The organism is Scopulibacillus cellulosilyticus (assembly GCF_042665295.1).
Lineage (GTDB): Bacteria > Bacillota > Bacilli > Bacillales > Sporolactobacillaceae > Scopulibacillus_A > Scopulibacillus_A cellulosilyticus.
This window is the reverse complement of sequence record NZ_JBHTCO010000011.1, coordinates 35,776-58,411: the sequence shown is the minus strand read 5'-3', so window position 1 is coordinate 58,411 and position 22,636 is coordinate 35,776. Positions and strand designations below refer to the sequence as shown.

The window sequence follows — 22,636 nt, the reverse complement described above, 5'->3', positions numbered from 1 at the left end:
TCGATATTATAGATGAGAACCGCTCCCCTTGTCAATTTCCTTATCGCGGCCGCGTATATATCTAATAATGACTCTCAGTGCCACGAAAACCGGCACAGCAAATATCATTCCGACAACACCTGCAATTTCACCGCCGATAATGATTGAAAACATAATATAGGCCGGATGAATCTCAACACTTTTTCCAACAATCAAAGGACCGATAATATTACTCTCAAGAAATTGCAAGAGCAAAATTAATACCAAAACAAAAATCGCAGTTTTGAAAGAAATAGTTGTAGCCATAAAAACAGCAGGTATGGCGCCAATAATCGGACCGAAGTATGGAATGATATCAGTTAAGCCGACAAAAATACCTAATAATAGCGCATACTTTACTTTTAATAACCATAGTCCGATAAAAGCGATGACAGCAAGAATTGCGCAAACGTAAAGCTGCCCTCTGATATATTTACCTAGTTGATCATCAATTTCAAACAATAATGTTCTCCCATGATCTCTCCATCTTATTGGCGTAAGAATCCAAACCCCTTTTTTTATACTTTCAAAATCCTTTAAAAAATAAAAGGTTAAAAAAGGAATCATTAATAAAGAAAAGAAAGATTGGAATATCCATGTAATACCGCTGATAATCCCTTTTACTAAATGATTAACCCGTTTTTCTACTAAATCGAGGATACCATTAAAATGGTCATGAACCGCTTCGGGCGTAGAATGATAAACATCGTTGATTCGTTTATGGTAGAAGGCGACATATTTGGGCACCTGATCATCGAAGTCTTTCAGCTCATTAATAATTGACGGTGCCCACTTAAACAATCCATAGCCCGTTAAGCAGAAAAATAAAAGGTAAATAATAAGAACGGCCAGCGTTCGCGGCAATCCTTTTTCATGCGCCTTTTCAATAAGCGGATGAAGTAAATAAGCAATCAGGGCCGCGCTCACAAACGGAAACAGTACTGTCGCAACAAAATCAAAAACTTTATCGAGAAACGGCAGTAATTTATAAAGCAGATAACCGTTTAAAAATACAAGTAATAGTATAGTTAGCTTTTTAAGCCAGTCAATGGCTGACCATCGTGACATCGATATCCCTCCACACTTTATTGTGTGCAAAATTCCCTAAGAATATCGACCGCAAGCCTTACTAATTTTTAAAAACCGCCTGATTCAGCTCTTAATTCATCTTCTTCAAATAAATCATCAAGTGTTGTTAAACTGCCGTCTTCTTCAACTTGGCTTAGGGAAAGTCTGCCGTCTATTAATGCGAGTTCAATAAAGCAGTCCCAACAATAATATAGATTAACACCGATTTTCCCTAGATTTTTATTTTGACAGTTTGGACATTTCATCTGCATTCACCTCTGGTTTTTTCCAAAAATACTTGTTTAAATCGAATAACTCGAAAATAGGTTACTAGCATCATGTCCATTTATCAGTCAATTCATACTATATGATCATCAATCGTTGATTCATCGGATTCAGGATTTATCCTTTCTTTAAGTTTTTGTGATAACTTTGAATGTCTTAAATCAACATCAGAACGTTCAACTGCATAAGAGAAGGCATTAATATCCCCGCACATAATGAGATAGGATTTGCTTCTCGTTATGGCAGTATAAATAAGATTTCTTCTTAACATGCGATGATATCCTTTAACCACCGGCAGAACGACAATCGGAAATTCACTGCCCTGCGATTTATGAATTGAGCAACAATAAGCTAATGTAATTTGGTTAAGGTCACGTTTTAAATAGGTGACTTCTATCCCATCAAAGGAGACAACAAGCATATCTTCGTGGTCGGCCGTTTCCTTAGCCATAATAATAGCGACGATCTCGCCTATGTCACCATTAAACACATGCTCTTCGGGGTTATTAACAAGCTGGAGCACTTTATCACCGATACGATAAATCCGATCGCCAAAAGTCAATGATCGTTTTTGATCTGAAGGGGGGTTAAATAAATTTTGAAGTGATTCATTTATAGCTTCAATTCCTGCATTACCCCGGTACATCGGTGCAAGAACTTGAATATCCTTTGTTGTATATCCTTTTTTATGAGCATTTTCGCAAACTTGACCTATTACATCAATAATTTGGTTTTGACGGCAAGTAAAAAAGCGCCGGTCATCTTTAGCATTTTGAAGATCCTCCGGAATATTGCCCTCTTTAATGGCATGAGCCAAATCAATGATAGAAGATCCCTCGGATTGCCGGTAGATATTTTGCAGTTCAATTGTCGGGATAACATCAGAGCTTAGAAAATCCTTTAAAACCTGGCCGGGTCCTACTGACGGCAATTGGTCTTCATCTCCGACAATAATCACCTGTATTGTTTCAGGAAGGGATTTAAATAATTGATTAGCAAGCCAAATATCAACCATAGACATTTCGTCAACGATTAATAAGCTGCCTTCAATTGGGTTCTCTTCATCATGTTCATACCCGGAACCGCCGCCTTTCCACCCTAATAGACGGTGAATCGTGACGGCCGGCAGCCCCGTTGATTCACTCATCCGTTTTGCAGCACGGCCGGTTGGCGCAACAAGCAATACCGGAAAAGGATCATCCTTGTAATCTTTAGGATTAAGAGAGACACCGTGAAGATCAGCATAAACTTCAACAATTCCTTTAATGACTGTCGTTTTTCCTGTTCCTGGTCCGCCGGTCAATAACATGATTGGTGAGTGGATTGCTTGTTTGATCGCTTCTTTTTGCGTTATTGAATATTGTATATTTAAGCGTTCTTCAAGGTCGCCTAATGCACTGAGAAATTCAGATTCGGAAAATTCCTCCTGAAAATCGGTCTGCTCTGTTAACTTTTTTATACTTGTGACAATCCCTTTTTCAGCATAGTACAAAGAGGGTAAATAAACTTCATTTTCTTCTAATATCAATTTCCCTTCTTCTTCCAGGCTGTCAATTTCCCGAATAATATCCATCTCATCGATAGGCTCTTCAGGTTTTGTAATTAATTTTTGAACCTCACCAATCATTTCCTCATACGGCATAAAAACGTGCCCCTCATCCATAGCCTTTTCATTCAGCCAATACAAGCAGGCCGCCTGGATGCGGTCAGGATGGTTACCTGATATACCTAAAGCTTTTCCTAATTCATCAGCTCTGTGGAATCCGATGCCTTCAACATCAGTTACAAGCTGGTAAGGATTATCGTGAATAATTTCTAATGTCATATCTCCATATGTTTGGTAAATCTTCATAGAGAGCTGTGAGCCAAATCCATAATCAGATAAGGCAACCATAATTTTTTCCAAGCCTTGATGCTGGATAAGTGTTTCATAAAGCAGCCGCGCCTTTTCCTCGCTTAATTTAGGCACTTTATCTAAACAGTTCGGGTCATCAAGAATTTTTGATACCGCATTTTCCCCAAGTGTATCAATAATCCGCTCAGCCGTTTTCCCTCCGATTCCGGGAAATAAATCACCTGATAAATATTGAACCATTCCTGCTTTTGATTGAGGAAGTAATTTTCTATATTGATGAACTTCATATTGTTTGCCGTATTTCGGGTGAACCTTAATTGAACCTGTAAAATGATAGACTTCATGCATATGGATCATCGGAAAATACCCGATGACAATTATTTCTTTCTCGTCAATTTGTTCATTTGTTTCGTTAATTTTAACCCGCATGACTGTATAAGCATTTGATTCATTTTGAAAGATAATATGTAAAGGGATCCCCTTAATATATTTTTGATCGTCTTGAAAAAGGTCTAATGAAGACTGGTCCGCCATAAACCTGACCCTCTTTCTTAGTTCCGTTCATTTAAACGTTGTTCGATGTTTTTTAATCCGTTGGCTGCCAGCATATGATTTTTTTGAATGGACAGCGTCTTTTTGAAATATTGCTCTGCCGATTTTTCATCTTCATCGTACATAGCTGCTACACCAAGGTTATAATAAGCATCTGCATGCTTAGAATCTATGGAAACGACTTTTTGAAATTGCTCCTTGGCTAAGTCGATTTGTCCAATATGTGCTAAAGATAACCCGTACTGAAAACGTGCATCAACATCCTCTTGATTCAGTTCTACAGCCCTTTGGAATGAAGCAAGTGCAGGACCTGATTGGTTTAAATTAAGGTAGACAAGCCCCATCATATAATAAATATCTGAGTTATCATTATCGAGTGTCAAAGCATATTGATATTTCTCTAAAGCTTCCTTATACTCTCCAAGATTATACAGGGCATTCCCTAAACCATAGATTGCCGGCAAATGATTTTCGGTTAAGCTTATTGCCTTCTCATAAAAAGCCTTAGCTTTCTCTGGCTTTTCTAATGAAACAAGTAAATGCCCAAAATGCGTATACCCTCTTGGATCTTCAGGAGACTCAACAATCGTGTCGTTAAAAAGTTGCGCAGCATCTTCATACTGTCCCCTATTCAAAGCATCCAAACCTTGTTGTATTTTATCTTCCACTTCTATTCTCTCCATTCTTGATCATAGAGCATTCTATCAGTAGTATATCAGAGAAATAGGGATGCTATCATGTAAAACGTGATTTTCCCGCTAATTACAAAAAAGACTCAACCTTATGATGATAAGGTTGAGTCTACAAAATCAAACTGTTCGCCTTCCGGCTGGTTTAATATAAGATCAATCGTTCCTCCGCCGAGACATATATCTCTATCATAAAAAACAACGGATTGACCCGGTGTGATTGCTCTCTCAGGCTCATTGAAAATAACTTTAACTTTATCCTTCGATTCAATGTAAACCGTTACCGGGCGATCTTCCTGGCGATAACGGAACTTGGCTGTACATTTTAATATTTTTTCCTCTGGCAAGCCATTAATCCAATTGACGTCTGTTGCGATTAAGCCTTCAGAGTATAAAGCCTGATTATGGAATCCCGAAGCAACATATAAAATATTCTTCTTAAGATCCTTGCCGCATACGAACCATGGGCCTCCTGGACCGCCAATCCCTAATCCTTGGCGCTGACCGTTTGTATAATACATTAAACCGTCATGATAGCCTTTAAACTCACCATCAATCGTTCTAATTTCTCCTTTTTGTGCAGGGAGATAGTTGCTCAAGAATTCTTTAAAGTTCCTTTCGCCAATAAAACAAATGCCCGTGCTGTCCTTTTTGCCGGCTGTTGCTAAATGGTGTTCCTTTGCGATTTCTCTTACCTCCGGCTTAGTCAGTTCACCGAGGGGGAACATCACCTTTTCAAGCTGCGCTTCTGTTAATTGATTAAGAAAATAGGTTTGATCCTTGTTTTTATCCAAACCGCGAAGCATCCGGACATGTCCGTCAATTTTGTCAACACGCGCGTAATGACCGGTTGCAACGTAATCTGCACCAAGCGCCAGCGCATGGTCAAGAAAGGCCTTAAACTTAATTTCTTTATTGCACATGACGTCAGGATTTGGCGTCCGGCCCGCTTTATATTCTGTTAAAAAGTAGGTAAAGACTTTGTCCCAATATTCCTTTTCAAAATTAACCGCGTAGTAAGGAATATCGATTTGACCTGCAACTCTGGCTACATCTTCGTAATCTTCTGTTGCTGTGCAAACACCATTTTCATCGGTATCATCCCAGTTTTTCATAAAGATCCCGACAACATCAAAGCCTTGTTGTTTTAAGAGCAGCGCTGTTACTGAAGAATCCACACCGCCGGACATACCTACTACAACCCGTGTGTCTCCGGGCGCTTTATCCATTCATTCATCACCCTTTTGTATTTTTACACTAGCTGTAAAAACATGATTAGTTTTTTATAACAATACCAATACCGGGAACATCATTTCAACTGGTATAACTTGCCCAAAACTCAATTTAACTTAAGATTTTGTTAATCGTTTAACAGTAGCCGCAATAATCTTTCCAGCTTCCTCAACCGTTTCTGTTGTCAGTCCATATCCAAAACTGATTCGGATAGAGCTTTGGGCCCGATCGGATTCAGCTCCAAACATGGCTGTTAATACATGAGAAGGCTCAACAGAACCGGCAGTACACGCTGATCCGCTGGAAACAGCTATACCTGCCAAGTCTAAGTTCACAAGCAGAGTTTCCACTTGAGTACCCGGGAAATAAAGATTTAAGATATGCGGAAGATAATGATCCGGATCTCCATTAATCTCATAATTAACCTCGTTTTGATCTAAGATATGACATATCGTTTGCCGATAGCCTATATATTTATCAATTTTATTTAAAAATTGTTCCGAAGCAATGGCCACCGCTTTTTCCAAACCAACAATACCCGGAACATTCTGTGTGCCTGCACGCCGCTTTCTTTCCTGTTCGCCGCCGTGGGCGTACGTGACTAACTGAACGCCCTCACGGATATATAAAAAACCGACGCCTTTTGGTCCGTTTATCTTATGAGCAGTCATGGACAACAGGTCAATAGCCGTTTCACAGACATCGAGATCAATCATTCCAAAAGCTTGAACAGCATCTGTATGAAAAAGCGCTTGATGATTCTCGACGAGAGCTGCGATTTCTCTTATCGGCTGGACAGTCCCCACTTCATTATTCGCATACATTATTGTGACAAGAATTGTATCATCCCGCAAAGCGCTTTCTAATTCATTAAGATCAATCATACCTTTATTGTCTACATCTAAATAAGTCACGTCAAATCCAACGCTCTCAAGATAACGGCATGTATTTAAAACCGCATGATGTTCAATTTTTGTCGTTATGATATGTTTGCCGTTATTTTTTTGGGCAAAAGCTGCGCCAAGCACAGCCATATTATCTGATTCAGTTCCGCCGCCCGTAAAAACAATCTCATTTGGTTTTGAGCCTATCATTCTGCTGACGGTTTCCCTCGCATCATCTAAATATTTTCTTGCAGTACGCCCAAATTGATGAATGCTCGATGGGTTGCCGAAAGCATTTTGATACACTTCAACCATTTCACTTAGAACATCCGGGTGAATAGGCGTTGTCGCCGCATGATCTAAATATATTGATTTCATCCTGACACGTCCTTTAAATAGCTGTTCAAAGTCCGAAGACCTGTTTGTCCCCCTATTTTGAACACTTTATTTAAGTAAGGCTTTATTAAATATAAAACATATAAGGATCTTGAACTTGGTGATCTTCATCAAAGTGAATAAGGTCATCAAGTGAAGTGCTTTCTAATACATCCTTTACAGCATCTTTAATTTTTATCCAGAGTTCCCGTTTGGCAGGGTCATCATCATCCATAACCTCAACAGGTCTGATCGGCCCCTCCAAAACCCTGATTATATCAGCCGCTGTAATATCTTTCGGGCTTTTCGCCAATACGTATCCTCCATAAGCCCCTCTGATACTTTTAACCAAGCCGGCATTTCTTAATGGCGCTATAAGCTGCTCAAGATAATGTTCTGATAAATCATATTCCTTAGCAATCGCTTTTAAAGACATCGGCCCATCTCCACTGTTTTTGCCGAGGGCCATCATTATAGTTAATCCATACCTTCCTTTTGTGGAAATTTTCAATGTCAACACCTCTTTCCACTAGTTTATATACAAGTTACCATATACTTGAAGACATTTCCTGCAAAATTTCCAATTAAGCACTAAAGAAGCCGAAGCCTTGTTCCAGAAGCTTCGAACTTGTCTTTTAAAGTTAAATTGAAGAATAAACTGTAGCTATTATAGCATGAAAAGGCTTATTCTTGCATTCGTTACAAACCTATAGTATTTTCACCTATAGAAAGGGACGATGTATATGGATTTATTTGATTTTTCCGAAGGCAGGCAAACTCATCTTGGACAACCTTTAGCTGACCGGATGCGCCCAAGAACAATTGAAGAATTTATCGGTCAAGAGCATATAGCAGGGTCCGGCCGTTTATTAAGAAGGGCTATTAAAGCCGATAAATTAACGCCAATGATTTTTTTCGGTCCCCCGGGAACCGGAAAAACAACGCTTGCAAGAATTATCGCTAACAATACCTCAGCCCATTTTCAGCAGCTGAATGCTGTAACCAGCGGTGTTAACGACATTAGGAGCGTGATTTCAAAGGCTAAAGAAAGATTGAAATATGATGATCAAAAAACGGTCCTTTTTATTGATGAGATTCATCGATTTAATAAAAGCCAGCAGGATGCCTTGCTGCCGTCTGTTGAAGACGGGACAATTATTCTCATTGGCGCTACAACAGAGAGCCCAATGTTTGAAATTAATCCCGCCTTACTTTCACGATCAAGATTATTCAGATTTACACCGCTTACCCAAGAAAATATTAAAAACATTTTAACTCAAGCACTTAAGGATAAGGAACGCGGATATGGAGATTACCCGATTGAGATAGACAAAGAGGCCCTTAATCATCTTGTCCAAGTGGCTAATGGCGATGCCAGAACAGCACTGCATGCACTGGAACTTGCGGTGTTAACGACTGATCCTGACAAAAACGGCACGATTCACATCGATTTGGGTGTTGCAGAAGAATCCATCCAGGAGCGTGTCCTTCAATATGATAAGTCAGGGGACAATCATTATGATACAACGTCAGCCTTTATTAAAAGTATGCGAGGTTCGGATCCAAACGCGACACTCTATTGGCTGGCCAAGATGATAGAAGCCGGCGAAGATCCTAAGTTCATTGCCAGACGAATTGTCATTCATGCAGCTGAAGACGTTGGATTAGCCGACCCTAACGCACTTCTTATTGCACAGGCGGCTGCCCAAGCCGTAACTTTTGTCGGAATGCCTGAAGCCCGTATCCCCCTGGCTGAAGCAGCGTTATATATTGCTACAGCTCCAAAAAGCAATTCGGTCATTATCGGTATAGATCAGGCAATAGCTGCTGTTAAAAAGGAGATTACAGGACAAGTCCCGCTGCATCTTAGAGATGCCCATTATAAAGGCGCAAAGCAGCTGGGGCACGGCAAAGGATATAAATATCCTCACGATTATGAAGATGGCTATACTCCTCAAGATTACTTACCGGAACATCTTAAGGATTTAAAATTGTACCAGCCTTCTCCAAGAGGCTATGAGAAGAGCATTCAAAAGAGATTGGATTATTTTGTTAAGAGAAATCAAGAGAATAATTAATTCTAGTAAATGAAACATAGAAAAATATTTTAAGCGTATAAACTCATTAACTTTTGTCAATCATTTCTATAAAGAATAATATTCTAAGGAGAGGTCATCATGACAAAAGTTAGACAAGACGCTTGGTCTCATGAAGATGATTTGTTATTAGCTGAAACTGTGCTGCGTCATGTTCGCGAAGGCAGTACACAATTAGACGCTTTTGAAGAAGTTGGCGATAAATTAAACCGGACAGGAGCAGCATGCGGTTTCAGGTGGAATGCGATTGTTCGTAAAAAATATGAACAAGCGATTGAAATTGCTAAAAAACAGAGAAAACAAAGGAAACGCGCTGAGCAACAACGGGTAAGAAATTGGCAAAAACCGCAATTTGAAACACCGGTTGTTCAACCAACTGTAAATTTTGAAGAAAGGTCCCAAGCTGCAGCTTCTTCACCAAAAACTTTAACAATGGATGATATCATTAGTTTTCTACAAAACTTACAAAATCATGATAGAACAAGTCAAAAATTAATAAAAGAAAATGAAGCCTTAAAGCATGAAAATGAACGATTACAATCTAAAGTCAATGATCTTGAAAGACAGCTTGAAAAGTTGCAAAAAAATCATCAAATCATTGAAGAAGATTACCAATCTTTAATGGGTATTATGGAAAGGGCAAGACGAATGGTTGCCTTCCAAGACCAAGAAGATTCGTCAGCACCTGCATTTAAGATGGATAAAAACGGCAATCTTGAAAAAATCGCAAAATAAAACAACGGTCAATGACCGTTGTTTTTCATTATATGTAAGGTTTGGAAAATAACCGTTAAAAGTTTGACTTTGGATGAGCAGGAAACAACAACAGTCTCCTATTTAAAAGCAAAATAAAAAAGTGAGAGCCCCAACGTGCCGTATAAAACCTTAGTTTTGAAACCCGCGCTCCTGGCAGGTGGGTGCCCTGTTTCATCTTTTGCGAGTCCTCGGTACGATATGAGGCTTTCACTCCGGATGAAAACGACAAGCTCCCGTACTTTCGATGTTCGGTCAAAACATTCGGCTATCCACGAACACTTCAGGACTCTCGCTTTCTTTGTATAAACATCATAGCACATGATTTATCATGACGCAATAATACAGCTTGCACAATTTCAATAAATTTTTTGGTCTATATTCTAATGATTTATATCTTAGCTTCAGACGTCTTACAGCGAATATCTAAATGAAGTTCTTTGAGCTGATCAGGGCTGACAGGACTCGGTGCTTCTGTTAATAAACATGAAGCGCTCGCAGTCTTAGGAAAAGCAATCGTATCCCGTAAATTTGAACGTCCCGCCAGAATCATTACAAGGCGGTCAAGTCCTAAAGCGATGCCGCCATGCGGCGGTGCCCCATATTCAAAGGCTTCCATCAAAAAGCCGAATTGCTTTTTAGCTTCGTCCATTGAAAAGCCAAGTGCCTTAAACATTTTTTCTTGAATATCTCTTTGGTGAATACGCTGAGAACCGCCGCCTAATTCATATCCATTGAGCACTAAATCATAAGCTTGAGCTCTAACTTGCCCAGGATCAGTTTCAAGCAGATCTACATCTTCAGCCATAGGCATCGTAAATGGATGGTGTTCCGCAACATAGCGGCCAGCATCTTCATCGTACGAAAGAAGCGGGAATTCTGTAACCCAAAGGAAATTAAGAGAAGTTTGATCAATCAAATCAAGTTCTTTACCTAATTTCAAACGGAGCGCGCCCAGACTATCGGCAACAACCTTTGGTGAATCAGCAACAAATAAAAGTAAATCTCCCGGTTTAGCCTGAGTCTTTTCAATAATTTTAGCGGCTGCCAGCTCATCAATGAATTTTGCAATCGGTCCTTTCAAACCGTCGTCTTCAACTTTCAGCCATGCTAACCCTTTGGCACCGTATGTGGAAACAAAATCAGCACATGCATCAATCATCTTCCTGGAATAATTGGCTGCCTGACCTGCAACGTTGATAGCTTTGACTTGACCCCCGCCGGCGACCGCTTGGCTAAATACTTTAAAACCGCAATCTTTAACAGCAGTGGATAAATCGATAAGTTCCATGCCAAAGCGTGTATCCGGCTTATCGCTGCCATATCGGCCCATCGCCTCACTATAAGGCATTCGTTCAAACGGTTGGCTAATCTCAATACCTTTAATGTCTTTAACAAGCTCAACCATCATTTGTTCCATCATTTGCATAAACGGTTCTTGTTCGAAAAAGGACATTTCAATATCAACTTGTGTAAATTCTGGCTGCCGGTCAGCCCGAAGATCTTCGTCCCTAAAACAACGAACAATCTGATAATATTTCTCCATCCCTGCAACCATCAACAATTGCTTGAAAATTTGCGGCGATTGCGGAAGTGCATAGAATTCTCCCGGGTGTACCCGGCTTGGCACTAAATAATCCCGTGCCCCCTCCGGCGTACTCTTTGTTAACATTGGCGTTTCAATTTCCAGATAGGCCTTTTCGTCAAGAAAATCACGGATTTTCTTAGTGATCTTATGCCGCATTTTGAAAGTTTCCAGCATCTCAGGACGTCTTAAATCTAAATAACGATATTTTAAGCGGACATCTTCAGAAACATCCGTTTGATTTTTAATTTCAAAAGGCGGCGTTTTTGATTTATTAATAATGGCAACATTTTGGACAACCATTTCTATTGTTCCAGTGGCCATATTATTATTGATTGATTGTTCATCGCGAAGGACAATTTCCCCTTCGGCTTCAATGACATATTCGCTTCTGATTTTATCTGCGGTTTCAAGCGCTTCCTTAGAGATTTCCGGATTGAAAACGATTTGTACAAGTCCTGAACGGTCTCTTAAATCAATAAAAATTAACCCGCCCAAATCTCTTCTTTTTTGGACCCAGCCTGCTAATTTGACCTGTTTACCGACGTGTTTTTCGGTTAATTGCCCGCAATATTCATTTCGATACATGATTGTCACCTCTGCAAATGTTTTTGTAAATATGCTTCCAGTTCATTAATAGCTATTTGTTCTTGCTCCCCGGTTGTCATGTTCTTAACATTGATGATATTTTTTTCTAATTCTTCCTCGCCAAGCGTGGCTACAAATTGAGCTTTAAGCCTGTCAGCTTGCTTAAACTGACCTTTTACCTTTCTGTCCATATAATCTTTATCAGCGGATAGACCGGCATTTCTTAAGTTAAAAAGAATAGGCACTGATTTTTCTTTAGCTTTTTCCCCAATTGCAACGAGAAAACAATCTATCGTTTCGTTAATAGGAAGCATGACATTTTCCGCTTGAAGAGCGAGCAGCAATCTTTCAACACCGAATGCAAATCCGACACCAGGTACTTCCGGGCCGCCCAGTTCACTGACCAAGCCGTTATAGCGTCCGCCTCCTAATAGTGTTGTAATAGCCCCGAATCCTTCACCCATGATTTCAAAGGTCGTGTGATTATAATAATCAAGACCGCGAACGAGATTAGGATCTATAATATACGAAATCCCCATATCATCAAGCATTTTTTTAACCTGATCAAAATAAGACCGTGATTCACTGTTTAAATAGTCCAATATCGAAGGTGCTGTTTTCATGGCAGGATGTTCCCTGTCTACTTTACAATCCAGGATTCTCAGCGGATTTTGCTCCAGCCGCTTCTGACAGTCTGAACAAAACTCATTGATTGACGGCTTAAAATGCTCGATTAATGCTTCACGGTAGGCTTGACGGCTCTCCGGGTCTCCAAGACTATTAAGTACTAATTTAAGATTCTTTAACCCGAGATTGTGATAAAGTGTCATCGCCAAGGCAATTACTTCAGCATCTATTGAAGGATCGTTGCTGCCAAGCGCTTCCACTCCGATTTGCGTAAATTGACGGGTACGCCCCGATTGCGGACGCTCATAGCGAAACATTGGACCAATATATCCAAGCTTAACAGGCTGATTAGGCAAGCCAAACATTTTATTTTCAACAAATGACCGGACAATGGATGCAGTCCCTTCCGGCCGTAACGTTAAGCTTCTCCCGCCGCGGTCTTCAAATGTATACATTTCCTTTTGAACAATATCAGTTGAATCGCCTACCCCTCTCTGAAAGAGCTCAGTTGATTCGAAAATTGGGGTGCGTATCTCATGATAGTTGAACTGTTTAAACACAAGCCTGGCTTGTTCTTCAATATACTGCCAGATGCTGATTTCATCAGGGAGAATATCTTGTGTCCCTCTTGGAATTTGAATACTCATGATAAACCTCCTAGCTAAATAAAAAGTCCCTTGCTCATCGTTACGATGAACAAGGGACGAAATTTTATAAATCCGTGGTGCCACCCTTTATTTAAAGATAAATACCTAAAAAAGCATTATCTTTCTCATAAAGCAGTTAACGCCTGCAACGTTCTCTCCTACTCCCAAAGTTTCAGAGAGACACCTCCCGAAGTGTCTTTCATTAGACGCATGCAGAAATGCTTACAGCCGCGGCATTTCCTCTCTTATCACACGTAACCTAATTACTTTCTCCATCATCGGTTTTGTCCGTAAAATACAAGTTCTAAAACTATTTATGTTTCAATATATTACTTATAATTATTTATATTGTCAACCGATTTTAACGAAAAAATTTTCTTTTTATTTCCGAAATAGTTTCCCGGCTGTGTTGAGTCGGATCAAGAACATGGTCATTGAATGCCATAATTAAAGCTGCCTCTTTATGGTCTTCTTGTTTATGGAAAATCCGCGTATAGTGTGAACGGTTAATTCTCATTGGCTGTCCCTTCCTTTTAAAGACTGTTCAAAATTTGAACACGTACTTTTAGGTTAGGATAGCCCAAAGAGGCCAAAATTAAACTTTAAAAGGAAGTTCAAAAAGTCCGGAAAGGAATGGTTGTGCTCCTGCGCCGCAGGATATTCACGGATGCATCGCCAACTTCTCGTCGCAACTCGAAGTTATTTCGAGAAGATTTGCTCGTCGCTCCGGTGCTCGAAGGCTGCGCTTCCTTGAACTTCCGACGCACAGGACGTGCTAGTACTGGCGTTGTCACATGGACGTGACGTTTTTAACCAGTGTCGGCTCTTTTTGTCCTCCTTTTTGAACTTGATTTTAATTTTTTCTTTTGCTTTCAACAATCAGCGTTACAGGACCGTCATTTGTAAAAGATACGTCCATCATTGCTCCAAAACGTCCTGTCTCCACACGGAGCCCTTTCTCTTTTAGCAAATGATTAAATTGATCGTATAGTTTTTGGGCTTGATCAGGCTTGGCTGCTTCCATAAAATTGGGGCGTCTGCCTTTACTGACATCGCCGTACAGAGTGAATTGGGATACTGATAGTATATCCCCTTTAACATCTTGAACTGACCAATTCATTTTCTCTTCGTGATCTTCAAAAATTCTTAATCCCGCAATCTTATCAGCCGTATATTTAAGATCATCAATGGTGTCATCATGCTTAATACCGACTAGCAATAATAATCCATTATCAATTTGACCGACAGTTTCTCCATCAACGATAACAGCAGCATTTTTTGCCCTTTGTACAACAACTTTCATAAAAATCTCTCCTAAAGCTTCTGGTGTATGGGTTGGTCGTGGTGGTGGTACTCCTGCGCCGGCGCATATTCAAAGAAGTTGTGCCGTTTCTCGTCGCAACTCGGAGCAGTTCGAGATGTTTTGCTCGGTGCTCATTGCATGACGCGTCTGACGCTGTATATATCAGGGATTTTCTTTATTTTGTCAACGACTTTTTTAAGATGGCTGATATTACGGATCGCAATGGTCATATGAATGATACCTATTTTATTTTTATCAGATTTTCCGGAAACGGCATGCATCATTGTATGACTCTCAGCAATAACCTGAAGAACATCATTCAGTAAACCGGTGCGGTCAAAGCCGGTAATTTCAATATCAACGTTATATTGCTTCGTTGTTTCAGTATAACCTTCCCACTCAACTTCAAGCAAACGTTCTTCATCATGATCATGGTTAATATTCGGGCAATCTTTCCGATGTATTGAAACACCCCTGCCTTTTGTAATATAGCCGACGATTTCATCTCCCGGCACAGGATTGCAGCATTTTGATAATCTTATTAATAAATTATCAACACCCTTTACCCTCACACCTGATTCGGTCCGTCTTTTTGGTGTATAAGTCTTTACATCAGGAAATGAATTTAATATTTTTTCCGCACTTTGCTCTTGGCTTTTGCGCACTTTTTCAGTCAGCCGCGTAACCACCTGTTTAGCCGTAATGCCGTTATAACCGACTGCTGCGTATATTTCTTCCTCTGTTGCGAAATTATACTTTTGTGCAACATTTGAAAGGTTATCTTGAGTAAGAATTTCTTTAAGATCAAAACCCTGATTTTTCAGTTCTTTTTCAATCAGTTCACGGCCTTTGGTTACATTTTCTTCTCGGCGCTGTCTTTTATACCATTGGCGAATCTTGTTTTTGGCATGAGAGCTTTGCGTGATTTTTAACCAATCCTGGCTTGGACCGTATGAATGTTTGGAGGTGAGCATTTCAACAATGTCACCCGTTTTCAATTTATGGTCAAGCGGCACCATTTTACCGTTAACTTTAGCACCGACAGTCTGGTTTCCGATTTCCGTATGGATTCGATACGCAAAATCAATCGGGACCGATCCGGCAGGCAATTCTATGACATCGCCTTTTGGTGTAAAAACGAAAACCATATCCGAGAATAAATCCACTTTCAGCGATTCCATAAATTCTTTGGCATCTGCTGTATCATTCTGCCATTCAAGAATCTCCCGGAACCATGCCAATTTATCTTCGAATTTATTATTGACATTTTTAGGTTTTCCTTCTTTATATGCCCAGTGCGCAGCAATCCCATATTCTGCCACCCTGTGCATATCATGAGTTCTAATTTGTACTTCCAATGGATCTCCCTTTGGACCAACCACTGTTGTATGCAAAGATTGATACATATTGGCTTTCGGCATAGCAATATAATCTTTAAAACGTCCTGGCATCGGCTTCCATTGTGTATGAATAATACCCAGGACAGCATAGCAATCCTTAATACTTTTAACGAGAATTCTGACAGCAAGCAAATCATAGATCTCGTTAAACTGCTTATTTTGATGAACCATTTTTCGATAAATACTATAAATATGCTTAGGTCTTCCAGAGATTTCTGCGTCAATATGAACTTCTTCAACCCGATCTTCTATATCATCAATGACTTCAGCAATATAATCTTCACGCTCTTGACGCTTCCGTTTCATTAAATTAACAATACGGTAATATTGCTGCGGGTTAAGATAACGTAATGCAATATCTTCTAATTCCCACTTTATTGTTGAAATACCTAAACGGTTAGCAAGCGGTGCAAAGATTTCCAAGGTCTCATTTGCTTTTTGCAGCTGCTTTTCTTTTGACATATATTTTAACGTTCTCATATTATGAAGCCGGTCGGCTAACTTAATCAATACACATCGTAAATCTCTTGCCATTGCAACAAACATTTTCCGGTGATTTTCAGCTTGCTGGTCTTCCTTTGATGTAAATTCAAAGTTTCTCAACTTGGTCACACCGTCAACAAGAAGCGCCACTTCTTCACCAAACGTTTCTTTGATATCTTCAAGGGTGACCGGGGTATCCTCAACAACATCATGCAGTAATCCGGCAATTATTGTTGTTGGATCCATTTCCAAATCAACTAATATGCTGGTAACCTCAACAGGATGAATAATATATGGCTCTCCCGACTTGCGGAATTGGCCATCATGCGCCTGTTCAGCATAATCATAGGCTTGTTTTATTTTATCTACTTGTTCTTGGTTAAGGTAGGATGATGCCTTATCCAATAATTCATCAATCGTCATATAATCCATCACCTTTAAAAATTTACCGCTGCTTAACTTTATAAACAAAGAGCGCCCTTCCCGAGCACTCTCATTTTAATATTGCATTAATGTAAATATATCATAGTTGTCAAGCTTTTCTCTACCTTTTAACTGAGTTAATTCAATCATAAAAGCAAGCCCTGCGACAACGCCTCCAAGCTGCTCAACTAAATCAATGGTTGCCTTGATTGTGCCGCCTGTGGCCAGAAGGTCGTCTGTAATAATAACTTTTTGACCGGGTTGTATGGCGTCCTTATGTAAAGTTAGCGCATCCTTCCCATATTCTTTGCCGTAATTTACCTTAACAACTTCCCGAGGCAGCTTACCCTCTTTTCTTACAGGTACAAATCCAAGGCCTAAAGAATACGCAACGGGACATCCTACAACAAACCCTCTTGCTTCGGGACCGACAATCACGTCGGCGTGTTTCTCTTTGGCGTATGCGGTAATATCATTTACCGCTGCCCGGTAAGCATCTCCGTCAGCCATTAGCGGAGTAATATCTTTAAAAACAATCCCTTCATTTGGAAAGTCTTTCACGATTTCAATATAGTCCTTGTAATTCACTGCTTGCAGCCTCCTCTATGCTGCTCCTTTCTAATCGCCGCTGATTAAACCAATCTTTTAACGATTGATAGGAGGAATAACAAAATATATCTTCAAGCTCCATTTGCTCCCGCCTTTGTTGATAAATACGGGATTCTGTTAAAGGCTTTTTCTCCGGAGCCGGGTTTACAGTCATAACACCATTGTCTATTTTAACAAAACCTAAATCAAAAAACACCTTTGCCATGAAATAGACGGTCTCCTTCTGCCAACCTTTATAACGGGCAATACTGCTTGCCATCTTCGAAAAGTTTAAGGAGCCTTGCTTTAAAATAAACGCATATAACCATTTAAAATGATCCCTGGCAGGAAATTCAGAAAAAAAGTGTTCCTCAGTATGATGGAATATTACATAAATCCGTTCAGGGAAATCTCTCTTTTGTAAAAGAGATTTAAGTTGCTGCCTGTCATTCGGTAAATCTAATAAAACTAAGTATTCCCTTTTAAGCGCCTCTGAATCTATGTCATCAAAGGAATAAATCTCATCCTCTAGTTGATTCAATTCCAATTGCTCAATCGTCTGTTTATGAAAAGCGATCATCAGCCTTTTTTCTTTTGGAATCTTCGTTAACCGTTCTTGTATTTTTTGCTCATTACGTAAATCAAATAACTGCCATTCATCAACCTTGATATCCTCAACTAACATTTGCGGCTTTCTAAAACCATTCCATTCGTTAACAGATAACTGACCGACAGCAGATACTTGAACGTCCGGTGTCATCTGATCATACTTGTCACCAAGGTAAAATCCTATGCCGTCCAAGGACGACTCATTGTCTGTAAATGCTAATTTCAGATGGTTTTGGTTCTTGCCGATTTTTCTTAATCCTGAGATGTGAGCATTTTTAATTGCGAATTTTGGTTTAGGATTTTCTACGCCAAATGGTGCCAGTATATTTAACTCTTGAATGACATCAATGGTAATATCTTGCACATTGCATTCACAGTCAACCGTCGTCAACGGTGTCAAAATATCCTCTGTTAGCATGACATCACTATATTTATTCAGCCTGCTTGACAAAAGATATAAATTTTCCGATGCCACGGTCATTCCCGCCGCCATTGGATGTCCGCCAAAATGCGGCAATATATCCCTTGAACCGGATAATGCCTGGAAAATATCGAACCCTTCGATACTTCTTGCCGAACCTTTGGCAAGACCTGTTTCAGGGTTAATTGAGAATACAATGGTTGGCCGATAAAACTTTTCAACAACTCTGGAGGCTACAATGCCGATAACACCTTCATGCCAATTTTCACCGGCAATGACGAAAAACTTTTGTCCTTTATCATACTGTTTTTCTGCCTGTTTCAAAGCTTGTCTTGTCATTTGATCAACAACTGACTTTCTCTCTTGATTGAGATTATCTAAATCAAGGGCGAGCTGATTAGCTGAGGCAGGATCATTGGTTAACATCAAATCAACAGCAGGACCCGCATGATCCATCCTCCCGGCAGCATTTAAGCGTGGACCGATACCAAAACCAATATGTTCGCTGTCAACGGGTCTTTCAATGCTGCTGACAGATAAGAGAGCTTCAATTCCAATAAATGACCCTTGATTAATGATATCCAATCCTTTTGACGCAATAAGCCTATTCTCATCAACTAACGGAACAAGGTCACTGATAGTGCCGATAGCAGCTAACGCCAGTAAATCACTTGGCTGCTCACCTGTTAATGCATGAGCAAGTTTGTAAGCAACACCTGCGCCTGCCAATGATTTAAAGGGATAAGGACAGCCGGGCTTCTTAGGATTGATGATACAATATGCCTCTGGAAGCTCAGGAGGAGGCTCATGGTGGTCTGTCACAATATAATCCAGTTCCAGTTCTTTTGCCCGTCTCGCTGCTTCAACAGCCGCGATACCGGTATCTACAGTAATAACAAGCCCGATGCCCTGTTCTTTTGCTTTTTCTAACGCTGGTATATTGGGGCCGTACCCTTCAGTAAAACGATTAGGAACATAAAAAGAGGCGTCAGCCCCTAACTCCCGCAATGCTCTTACAAGAAGAGAGGTCGAACTAACGCCGTCAGCATCGTAGTCACCAAAAACTAAAATACTTTCATGATCATTTATCGCCTTATGAATACGGTCAACTGCTTCTTTCATACCATCCATTAAAAATGGATCATAAAAGGCTTGTTCATCTTTATTTATAAAAGTTTCTGCCTGTGCCGTCTCAGCTATGCCGCGGCCTAAAAGCAGTTTTCCGATAAATGGTGAAACATTTAACGATTCGGCAAGCTGAATTGCCTGTTGTTCATCAACTGTTTTAACATGCCATCGTGTCGTTGGCTTAAGCATATAAACACCTCTTAACGAAACAATTATACATGAGGAGGCTGCTTTTCATCAAGGTTCTCATCCTCTTCGCCAACGAGCTGTCTTCTTAAAGCAGCTCCTTCTCCGCGATATTTCTCCAATTCTGAATTAGCCTTATTTAACTCTCTTTGCAATTTAAAAATTCTAACATAACCAATAGACCCTACAATAAGCGCACCCATGAGTACAGAGACGATAATAACTAGAATAAGCGGCCATTCCGCTTTAGCAAATAAAAAGTTAACGGTAACGGAATCAACATTAACAACTGAGAATATGGCTATAATTAAAACAAATATAAGTGCTAGAATAATGCCTGCATGTGCCTTCATTTTCTTCACCTCACCTTTTTTAAATTTATCTTATTAATTTGTATTCAAAAAGGAGGACAAAAAGAGCCAAGCAACTGCTTGAATATGCTTCCCAGCAGATTTGCGACGAGAAGTTGGAAACACTACCTAGAATAAGCGTCGGCGCAGGAGCACTACCATACATCTACAACTTAACGTTACTCTTTCCCAAACTTTTTGAACATCCCCTAATAAAAAAGGGCGTTAAGAAGAGGATTTCCCCCTTAACACCCTTTCTGACTATTTTATTATGTTTGCGGCTGGGCGGCTTTCTTTTTTTTCTTTCTTTTTATATAACCGGATTTCCAAACAGCCCATAGCGGGGATGCAATAAAAATGGAAGAATACACCCCGGCAATTAAACCAACAAACAAAGCAATGGTAAAGTTCCTGATTGATTCACTTCCAAATATCAAAAGTGCAATAACCGGCAGCAAAACTGTTAAAACTGTATTGATAGATCGGACTAAGGTTTGCCGGATACTTCTATTGACAATTTCCCCATATTCCTTAAAAGTTGTCGGTTTTTTCTCAGACAGCTTAATATTTTCTCTAATCCGGTCAAAAGTAACAATCGTATCATTAATTGAATATCCGATAATTGTTAAGACAGCTGCAATGAACTCAATGTTTACTTCAAGATGGAACAAGCTGAATATAGTGACGATGAAAAAAGCATCGTGAAGTAAAGCGATGATTGCCGCGATCCCCTGCAAAAATTCAAATCGGATCGTAATATAAATAATCATGATAATAGAAGCGATAGCAACCGCCCAAAAAGCGTTTTTGGCCAAATCACGGCCGACTTGCGGCGATACTGTACTGACATTTGGATCAACGCCCAATTCATTTTTAAAAGCTTGTTTAATCTTGGCAACTTGATCCTGATTTAAATTCTTATTAATCCTTACCGTCGCGATATTATGCTTATTCCCGGATAATACTGGACGTTCCGGATTAAATCCTAATTCTTTAAACTTTTGGTCAATCTGATTAATAGAAAGCGGCTCTTTCCCCATAATATCGACGCGAGTGCCACTGGAAAAGTCAATGCCTAAATTTAAGCGAAATAAAAATAAGCTGATGATGCCAATGATGACAATAGCGATCGAAAGGATAAAGAACTTGTTGCGGTGTTTGATAAAATCAAAGTTTTTAAAGATCACTAATATCACCCTTTTTCACACCAAATAATCCCGGTTTATTATTTAAAGCCTTACTCCTGACCCAAAGGCTAAGGAATAATCGCGATCCATATACGGAAGTAATAAAGCTGACAAGAATACTTACAATCAGCATAATTGCAAATCCCTTAACTTCACTTTGACCTAAAACGAACATAACTGCTGCAGCGATAATCGTTGTGATATTGGCATCAAAGATTGTCCAAAATGATCGCCTGTTACCTGCCCGGTAGGCCGATAATACTGTTTTCCCTGACCGGAGTTCATCTTTTATTCTTTCAAGAGTAATGACATTGGCGTCAACCGCCATACCGACCCCGAGAATTAAAGCAGCTATACCTTGCAATGTAAGAACAGCCTGCAAGCCGATAAAGACTGCGAGAGTTAAATAGATATAAACACAAAGTGATACGACAGCGATGAATCCGCCAAAACGGTAGAATAAAAGCATAAATAAGAAAATCGCTGCGACACCGATGGCTCCTGCAAAAACAGTCTCTGACATAGAATGCTGACCAAATTGCGCACCAACTGATGTTGAATAGATTTCCTTCATCTTAACAGGAAGAGCGCCGGCATTAAGGAGCTCCGCCAATGTATTGGCACGGTTCATCGTAAAGTCGCCGGTAATTTCTACATTGTTAGTATCCAACTCTTGATTTACTGCAGGATCTGAGATAAATTTCGGATGCTTTTTAGTAACTTCTTTTTTATAAGAATCGCCTTTTTGATAATCAAGCCAAATAACCAATTTATTGTTTGGTGGCGGTAATTTCGATAACTTTTTCGTTATTTTTCCGAACTTATCTGCATCTTTCAATTGCAATGTAACAATTGGTTTGTTCATTTGATCAAAGGCAACTTTTGCCTTTCCCGGTGCTAAATCTGAACCATCAAGCATAAGTTTGTCATTAACATCCCGGAAGCTTAAGTTTGCTGTTGTTGATAACAGCTTTCTTGCCTTCGCCTGATCTTTTACGCCGGGCAGCTGAACATCAATGCGGTGCCCGTTCTGAATTGAAATTTCCGGTTCGCTGACCCCCAGGGCGTCAACCCTTTTATTAATCGCTGCAACCGCACTTTGCATTGTTTTATTAGTTATTTTCTCCCCTTTTTTAAGAGGTTCAACTTGATAAAGGACTTCAAAGCCTCCCTTTAAATCAAGGCCGAGCTTTAAATTATGTATGATAGGCTTAAAAGTAAAACCTATAATAATGGCCAATATAATGACTATAAGAAAAAAGGAGACAATCCTTCCCTTTTTGACCATGCACTTTTCTCCTTT

General features: G+C 39.8%; 17 protein-coding genes, 1 other RNA gene, 1 pseudogene and 1 other annotated feature. Of the genes and pseudogenes, 2 read left to right on the top strand and 17 right to left on the bottom strand.

From position 1 onward, the window contains the following. Positions 1-6 precede the first annotated feature (6 nt). The 7 genes from ACFQRG_RS09690 to cymR all read right to left on the bottom strand — a co-directional run bounded on the left by ACFQRG_RS09690 (position 7) and on the right by cymR (position 7,470). Positions 7-1,086, bottom strand: a complete 1,080-nt coding sequence (locus tag ACFQRG_RS09690; protein ID WP_380965696.1) for an AI-2E family transporter — start codon at positions 1,084-1,086, stop codon at positions 7-9. 68 nt (positions 1,087-1,154) lie between these two features. Beyond that, positions 1,155-1,352, bottom strand: a complete 198-nt coding sequence (locus ACFQRG_RS09685; RefSeq protein ID WP_380965695.1) for a hypothetical protein — start codon at positions 1,350-1,352, stop codon at positions 1,155-1,157. A 92-nt stretch (positions 1,353-1,444) separates the two neighbouring features. Continuing rightward, positions 1,445-3,760: an SF1B family DNA helicase RecD2 gene (gene recD2 / locus ACFQRG_RS09680; RefSeq protein WP_380965694.1), complete on the bottom strand. Its 2,316-nt coding sequence runs from the start codon at positions 3,758-3,760 to the stop codon at positions 1,445-1,447. Between the two features lie 17 nt (positions 3,761-3,777). Beyond that, positions 3,778-4,446 (bottom strand): tetratricopeptide repeat protein, encoded by a 669-nt coding sequence (locus tag ACFQRG_RS09675; RefSeq protein WP_380965693.1) that lies wholly within the window; start codon positions 4,444-4,446, stop codon positions 3,778-3,780. A gap of 113 nt (positions 4,447-4,559) precedes the next feature. Beyond that, positions 4,560-5,696: a tRNA 2-thiouridine(34) synthase MnmA gene (mnmA, locus tag ACFQRG_RS09670; RefSeq protein WP_380965692.1), complete on the bottom strand. Its 1,137-nt coding sequence runs from the start codon at positions 5,694-5,696 to the stop codon at positions 4,560-4,562. Between the two features lie 120 nt (positions 5,697-5,816). Continuing rightward, positions 5,817-6,962, bottom strand: coding sequence for a cysteine desulfurase family protein (locus ACFQRG_RS09665; RefSeq protein WP_380965691.1), 1,146 nt, complete (start codon positions 6,960-6,962; stop codon positions 5,817-5,819). Positions 6,963-7,047: 85 nt separating this feature from the next. Beyond that, the gene (gene cymR, locus ACFQRG_RS09660) at positions 7,048-7,470 is read right to left on the bottom strand and encodes a cysteine metabolism transcriptional regulator CymR (RefSeq protein ID WP_380965690.1); all 423 of its coding nucleotides are present in this window, start codon (positions 7,468-7,470) and stop codon (positions 7,048-7,050) included. Positions 7,471-7,702: 232 nt separating this feature from the next. Between cymR and ACFQRG_RS09655 the strand changes: the two genes are divergently transcribed. Beyond that, complete coding sequence (locus tag ACFQRG_RS09655; protein ID WP_380965689.1) at positions 7,703-9,037, top strand: AAA family ATPase; 1,335 nt, start codon at positions 7,703-7,705, stop codon at positions 9,035-9,037. 99 nt (positions 9,038-9,136) lie between these two features. Continuing rightward, the gene (locus ACFQRG_RS09650) at positions 9,137-9,790 is read left to right on the top strand and encodes an RsfA family transcriptional regulator (protein WP_380965688.1); all 654 of its coding nucleotides are present in this window, start codon (positions 9,137-9,139) and stop codon (positions 9,788-9,790) included. Between the two features lie 123 nt (positions 9,791-9,913). Here the strand turns inward: ACFQRG_RS09650 and ssrS are convergent. The 10 genes and pseudogenes from ssrS to secDF form a co-directional block, all read right to left on the bottom strand. Beyond that, a non-coding RNA gene (gene ssrS / locus ACFQRG_RS09645) (6S RNA) lies at positions 9,914-10,101 on the bottom strand. A 98-nt stretch (positions 10,102-10,199) separates the two neighbouring features. Next, a complete protein-coding gene (gene aspS / locus ACFQRG_RS09640; RefSeq protein ID WP_380965823.1) occupies positions 10,200-11,984 on the bottom strand; it encodes an aspartate--tRNA ligase in 1,785 nt (594 codons plus the stop codon). Between the two features lie 2 nt (positions 11,985-11,986). Beyond that, complete coding sequence (gene hisS / locus ACFQRG_RS09635; protein ID WP_380965687.1) at positions 11,987-13,255, bottom strand: histidine--tRNA ligase; 1,269 nt, start codon at positions 13,253-13,255, stop codon at positions 11,987-11,989. 49 nt (positions 13,256-13,304) lie between these two features. After that, positions 13,305-13,543 (bottom strand) — a binding site (T-box leader). 73 nt (positions 13,544-13,616) lie between these two features. Continuing rightward, positions 13,617-13,772 carry a hypothetical protein gene (locus ACFQRG_RS09630; protein ID WP_380965686.1) on the bottom strand — a complete coding sequence of 52 codons (156 nt, stop codon included), beginning with the start codon at positions 13,770-13,772 and terminating at the stop codon, positions 13,617-13,619. Positions 13,773-14,108: 336 nt separating this feature from the next. Then, the gene (dtd, locus tag ACFQRG_RS09625; RefSeq protein WP_380965685.1) at positions 14,109-14,558 is read right to left on the bottom strand and encodes a D-aminoacyl-tRNA deacylase; all 450 of its coding nucleotides are present in this window, start codon (positions 14,556-14,558) and stop codon (positions 14,109-14,111) included. A gap of 131 nt (positions 14,559-14,689) precedes the next feature. Next, positions 14,690-16,864, bottom strand: coding sequence for a RelA/SpoT family protein (locus tag ACFQRG_RS09620; protein WP_380965822.1), 2,175 nt, complete (start codon positions 16,862-16,864; stop codon positions 14,690-14,692). A gap of 75 nt (positions 16,865-16,939) precedes the next feature. After that, positions 16,940-17,452, bottom strand: coding sequence for an adenine phosphoribosyltransferase (locus tag ACFQRG_RS09615; protein WP_380965684.1), 513 nt, complete (start codon positions 17,450-17,452; stop codon positions 16,940-16,942). Further along, positions 17,430-19,799: a single-stranded-DNA-specific exonuclease RecJ gene (gene recJ, locus ACFQRG_RS09610; protein WP_380965683.1), complete on the bottom strand. Its 2,370-nt coding sequence runs from the start codon at positions 19,797-19,799 to the stop codon at positions 17,430-17,432. The genes ACFQRG_RS09615 and recJ overlap by 23 nt, the downstream gene beginning before the upstream one ends. Positions 19,800-19,822: 23 nt before the next feature. Then, positions 19,823-20,149, bottom strand: a complete 327-nt coding sequence (locus ACFQRG_RS09605; protein WP_380965682.1) for a LapA family protein — start codon at positions 20,147-20,149, stop codon at positions 19,823-19,825. Between the two features lie 266 nt (positions 20,150-20,415). Beyond that, positions 20,416-22,621 (bottom strand): annotated as a pseudogene (gene secDF / locus ACFQRG_RS09600) (protein translocase subunit SecDF). Positions 22,622-22,636 lie beyond the last annotated feature (15 nt).

Excerpts from the sequence above, each read along its gene's own strand:
- ACFQRG_RS09690 (WP_380965696.1), bottom strand. The coding sequence starts at position 1,086 with ATGTCACGATGGTCAGCCATTGACTGGCTTAAAAAGCTAACTATACTA.
- ACFQRG_RS09685 (WP_380965695.1), bottom strand. The coding sequence starts at position 1,352 with ATGAAATGTCCAAACTGTCAAAATAAAAATCTAGGGAAAATCGGTGTT.
- recD2 (WP_380965694.1), bottom strand. The coding sequence starts at position 3,760 with ATGGCGGACCAGTCTTCATTAGACCTTTTTCAAGACGATCAAAAATAT.
- mnmA (WP_380965692.1), bottom strand. The coding sequence starts at position 5,696 with ATGGATAAAGCGCCCGGAGACACACGGGTTGTAGTAGGTATGTCCGGC.
- ACFQRG_RS09665 (WP_380965691.1), bottom strand. The coding sequence starts at position 6,962 with ATGAAATCAATATATTTAGATCATGCGGCGACAACGCCTATTCACCCG.
- ACFQRG_RS09655 (WP_380965689.1), top strand. The coding sequence starts at position 7,703 with ATGGATTTATTTGATTTTTCCGAAGGCAGGCAAACTCATCTTGGACAA.
- ACFQRG_RS09650 (WP_380965688.1), top strand. The coding sequence starts at position 9,137 with ATGACAAAAGTTAGACAAGACGCTTGGTCTCATGAAGATGATTTGTTA.
- hisS (WP_380965687.1), bottom strand. The coding sequence starts at position 13,255 with ATGAGTATTCAAATTCCAAGAGGGACACAAGATATTCTCCCTGATGAA.
- ACFQRG_RS09630 (WP_380965686.1), bottom strand. The coding sequence starts at position 13,772 with ATGAGAATTAACCGTTCACACTATACGCGGATTTTCCATAAACAAGAA.
- dtd (WP_380965685.1), bottom strand. The coding sequence starts at position 14,558 with ATGAAAGTTGTTGTACAAAGGGCAAAAAATGCTGCTGTTATCGTTGAT.
- ACFQRG_RS09620 (WP_380965822.1), bottom strand. The coding sequence starts at position 16,864 with ATGACGATTGATGAATTATTGGATAAGGCATCATCCTACCTTAACCAA.
- recJ (WP_380965683.1), bottom strand. The coding sequence starts at position 19,799 with ATGCTTAAGCCAACGACACGATGGCATGTTAAAACAGTTGATGAACAA.
- ACFQRG_RS09605 (WP_380965682.1), bottom strand. The coding sequence starts at position 20,149 with ATGAAGGCACATGCAGGCATTATTCTAGCACTTATATTTGTTTTAATT.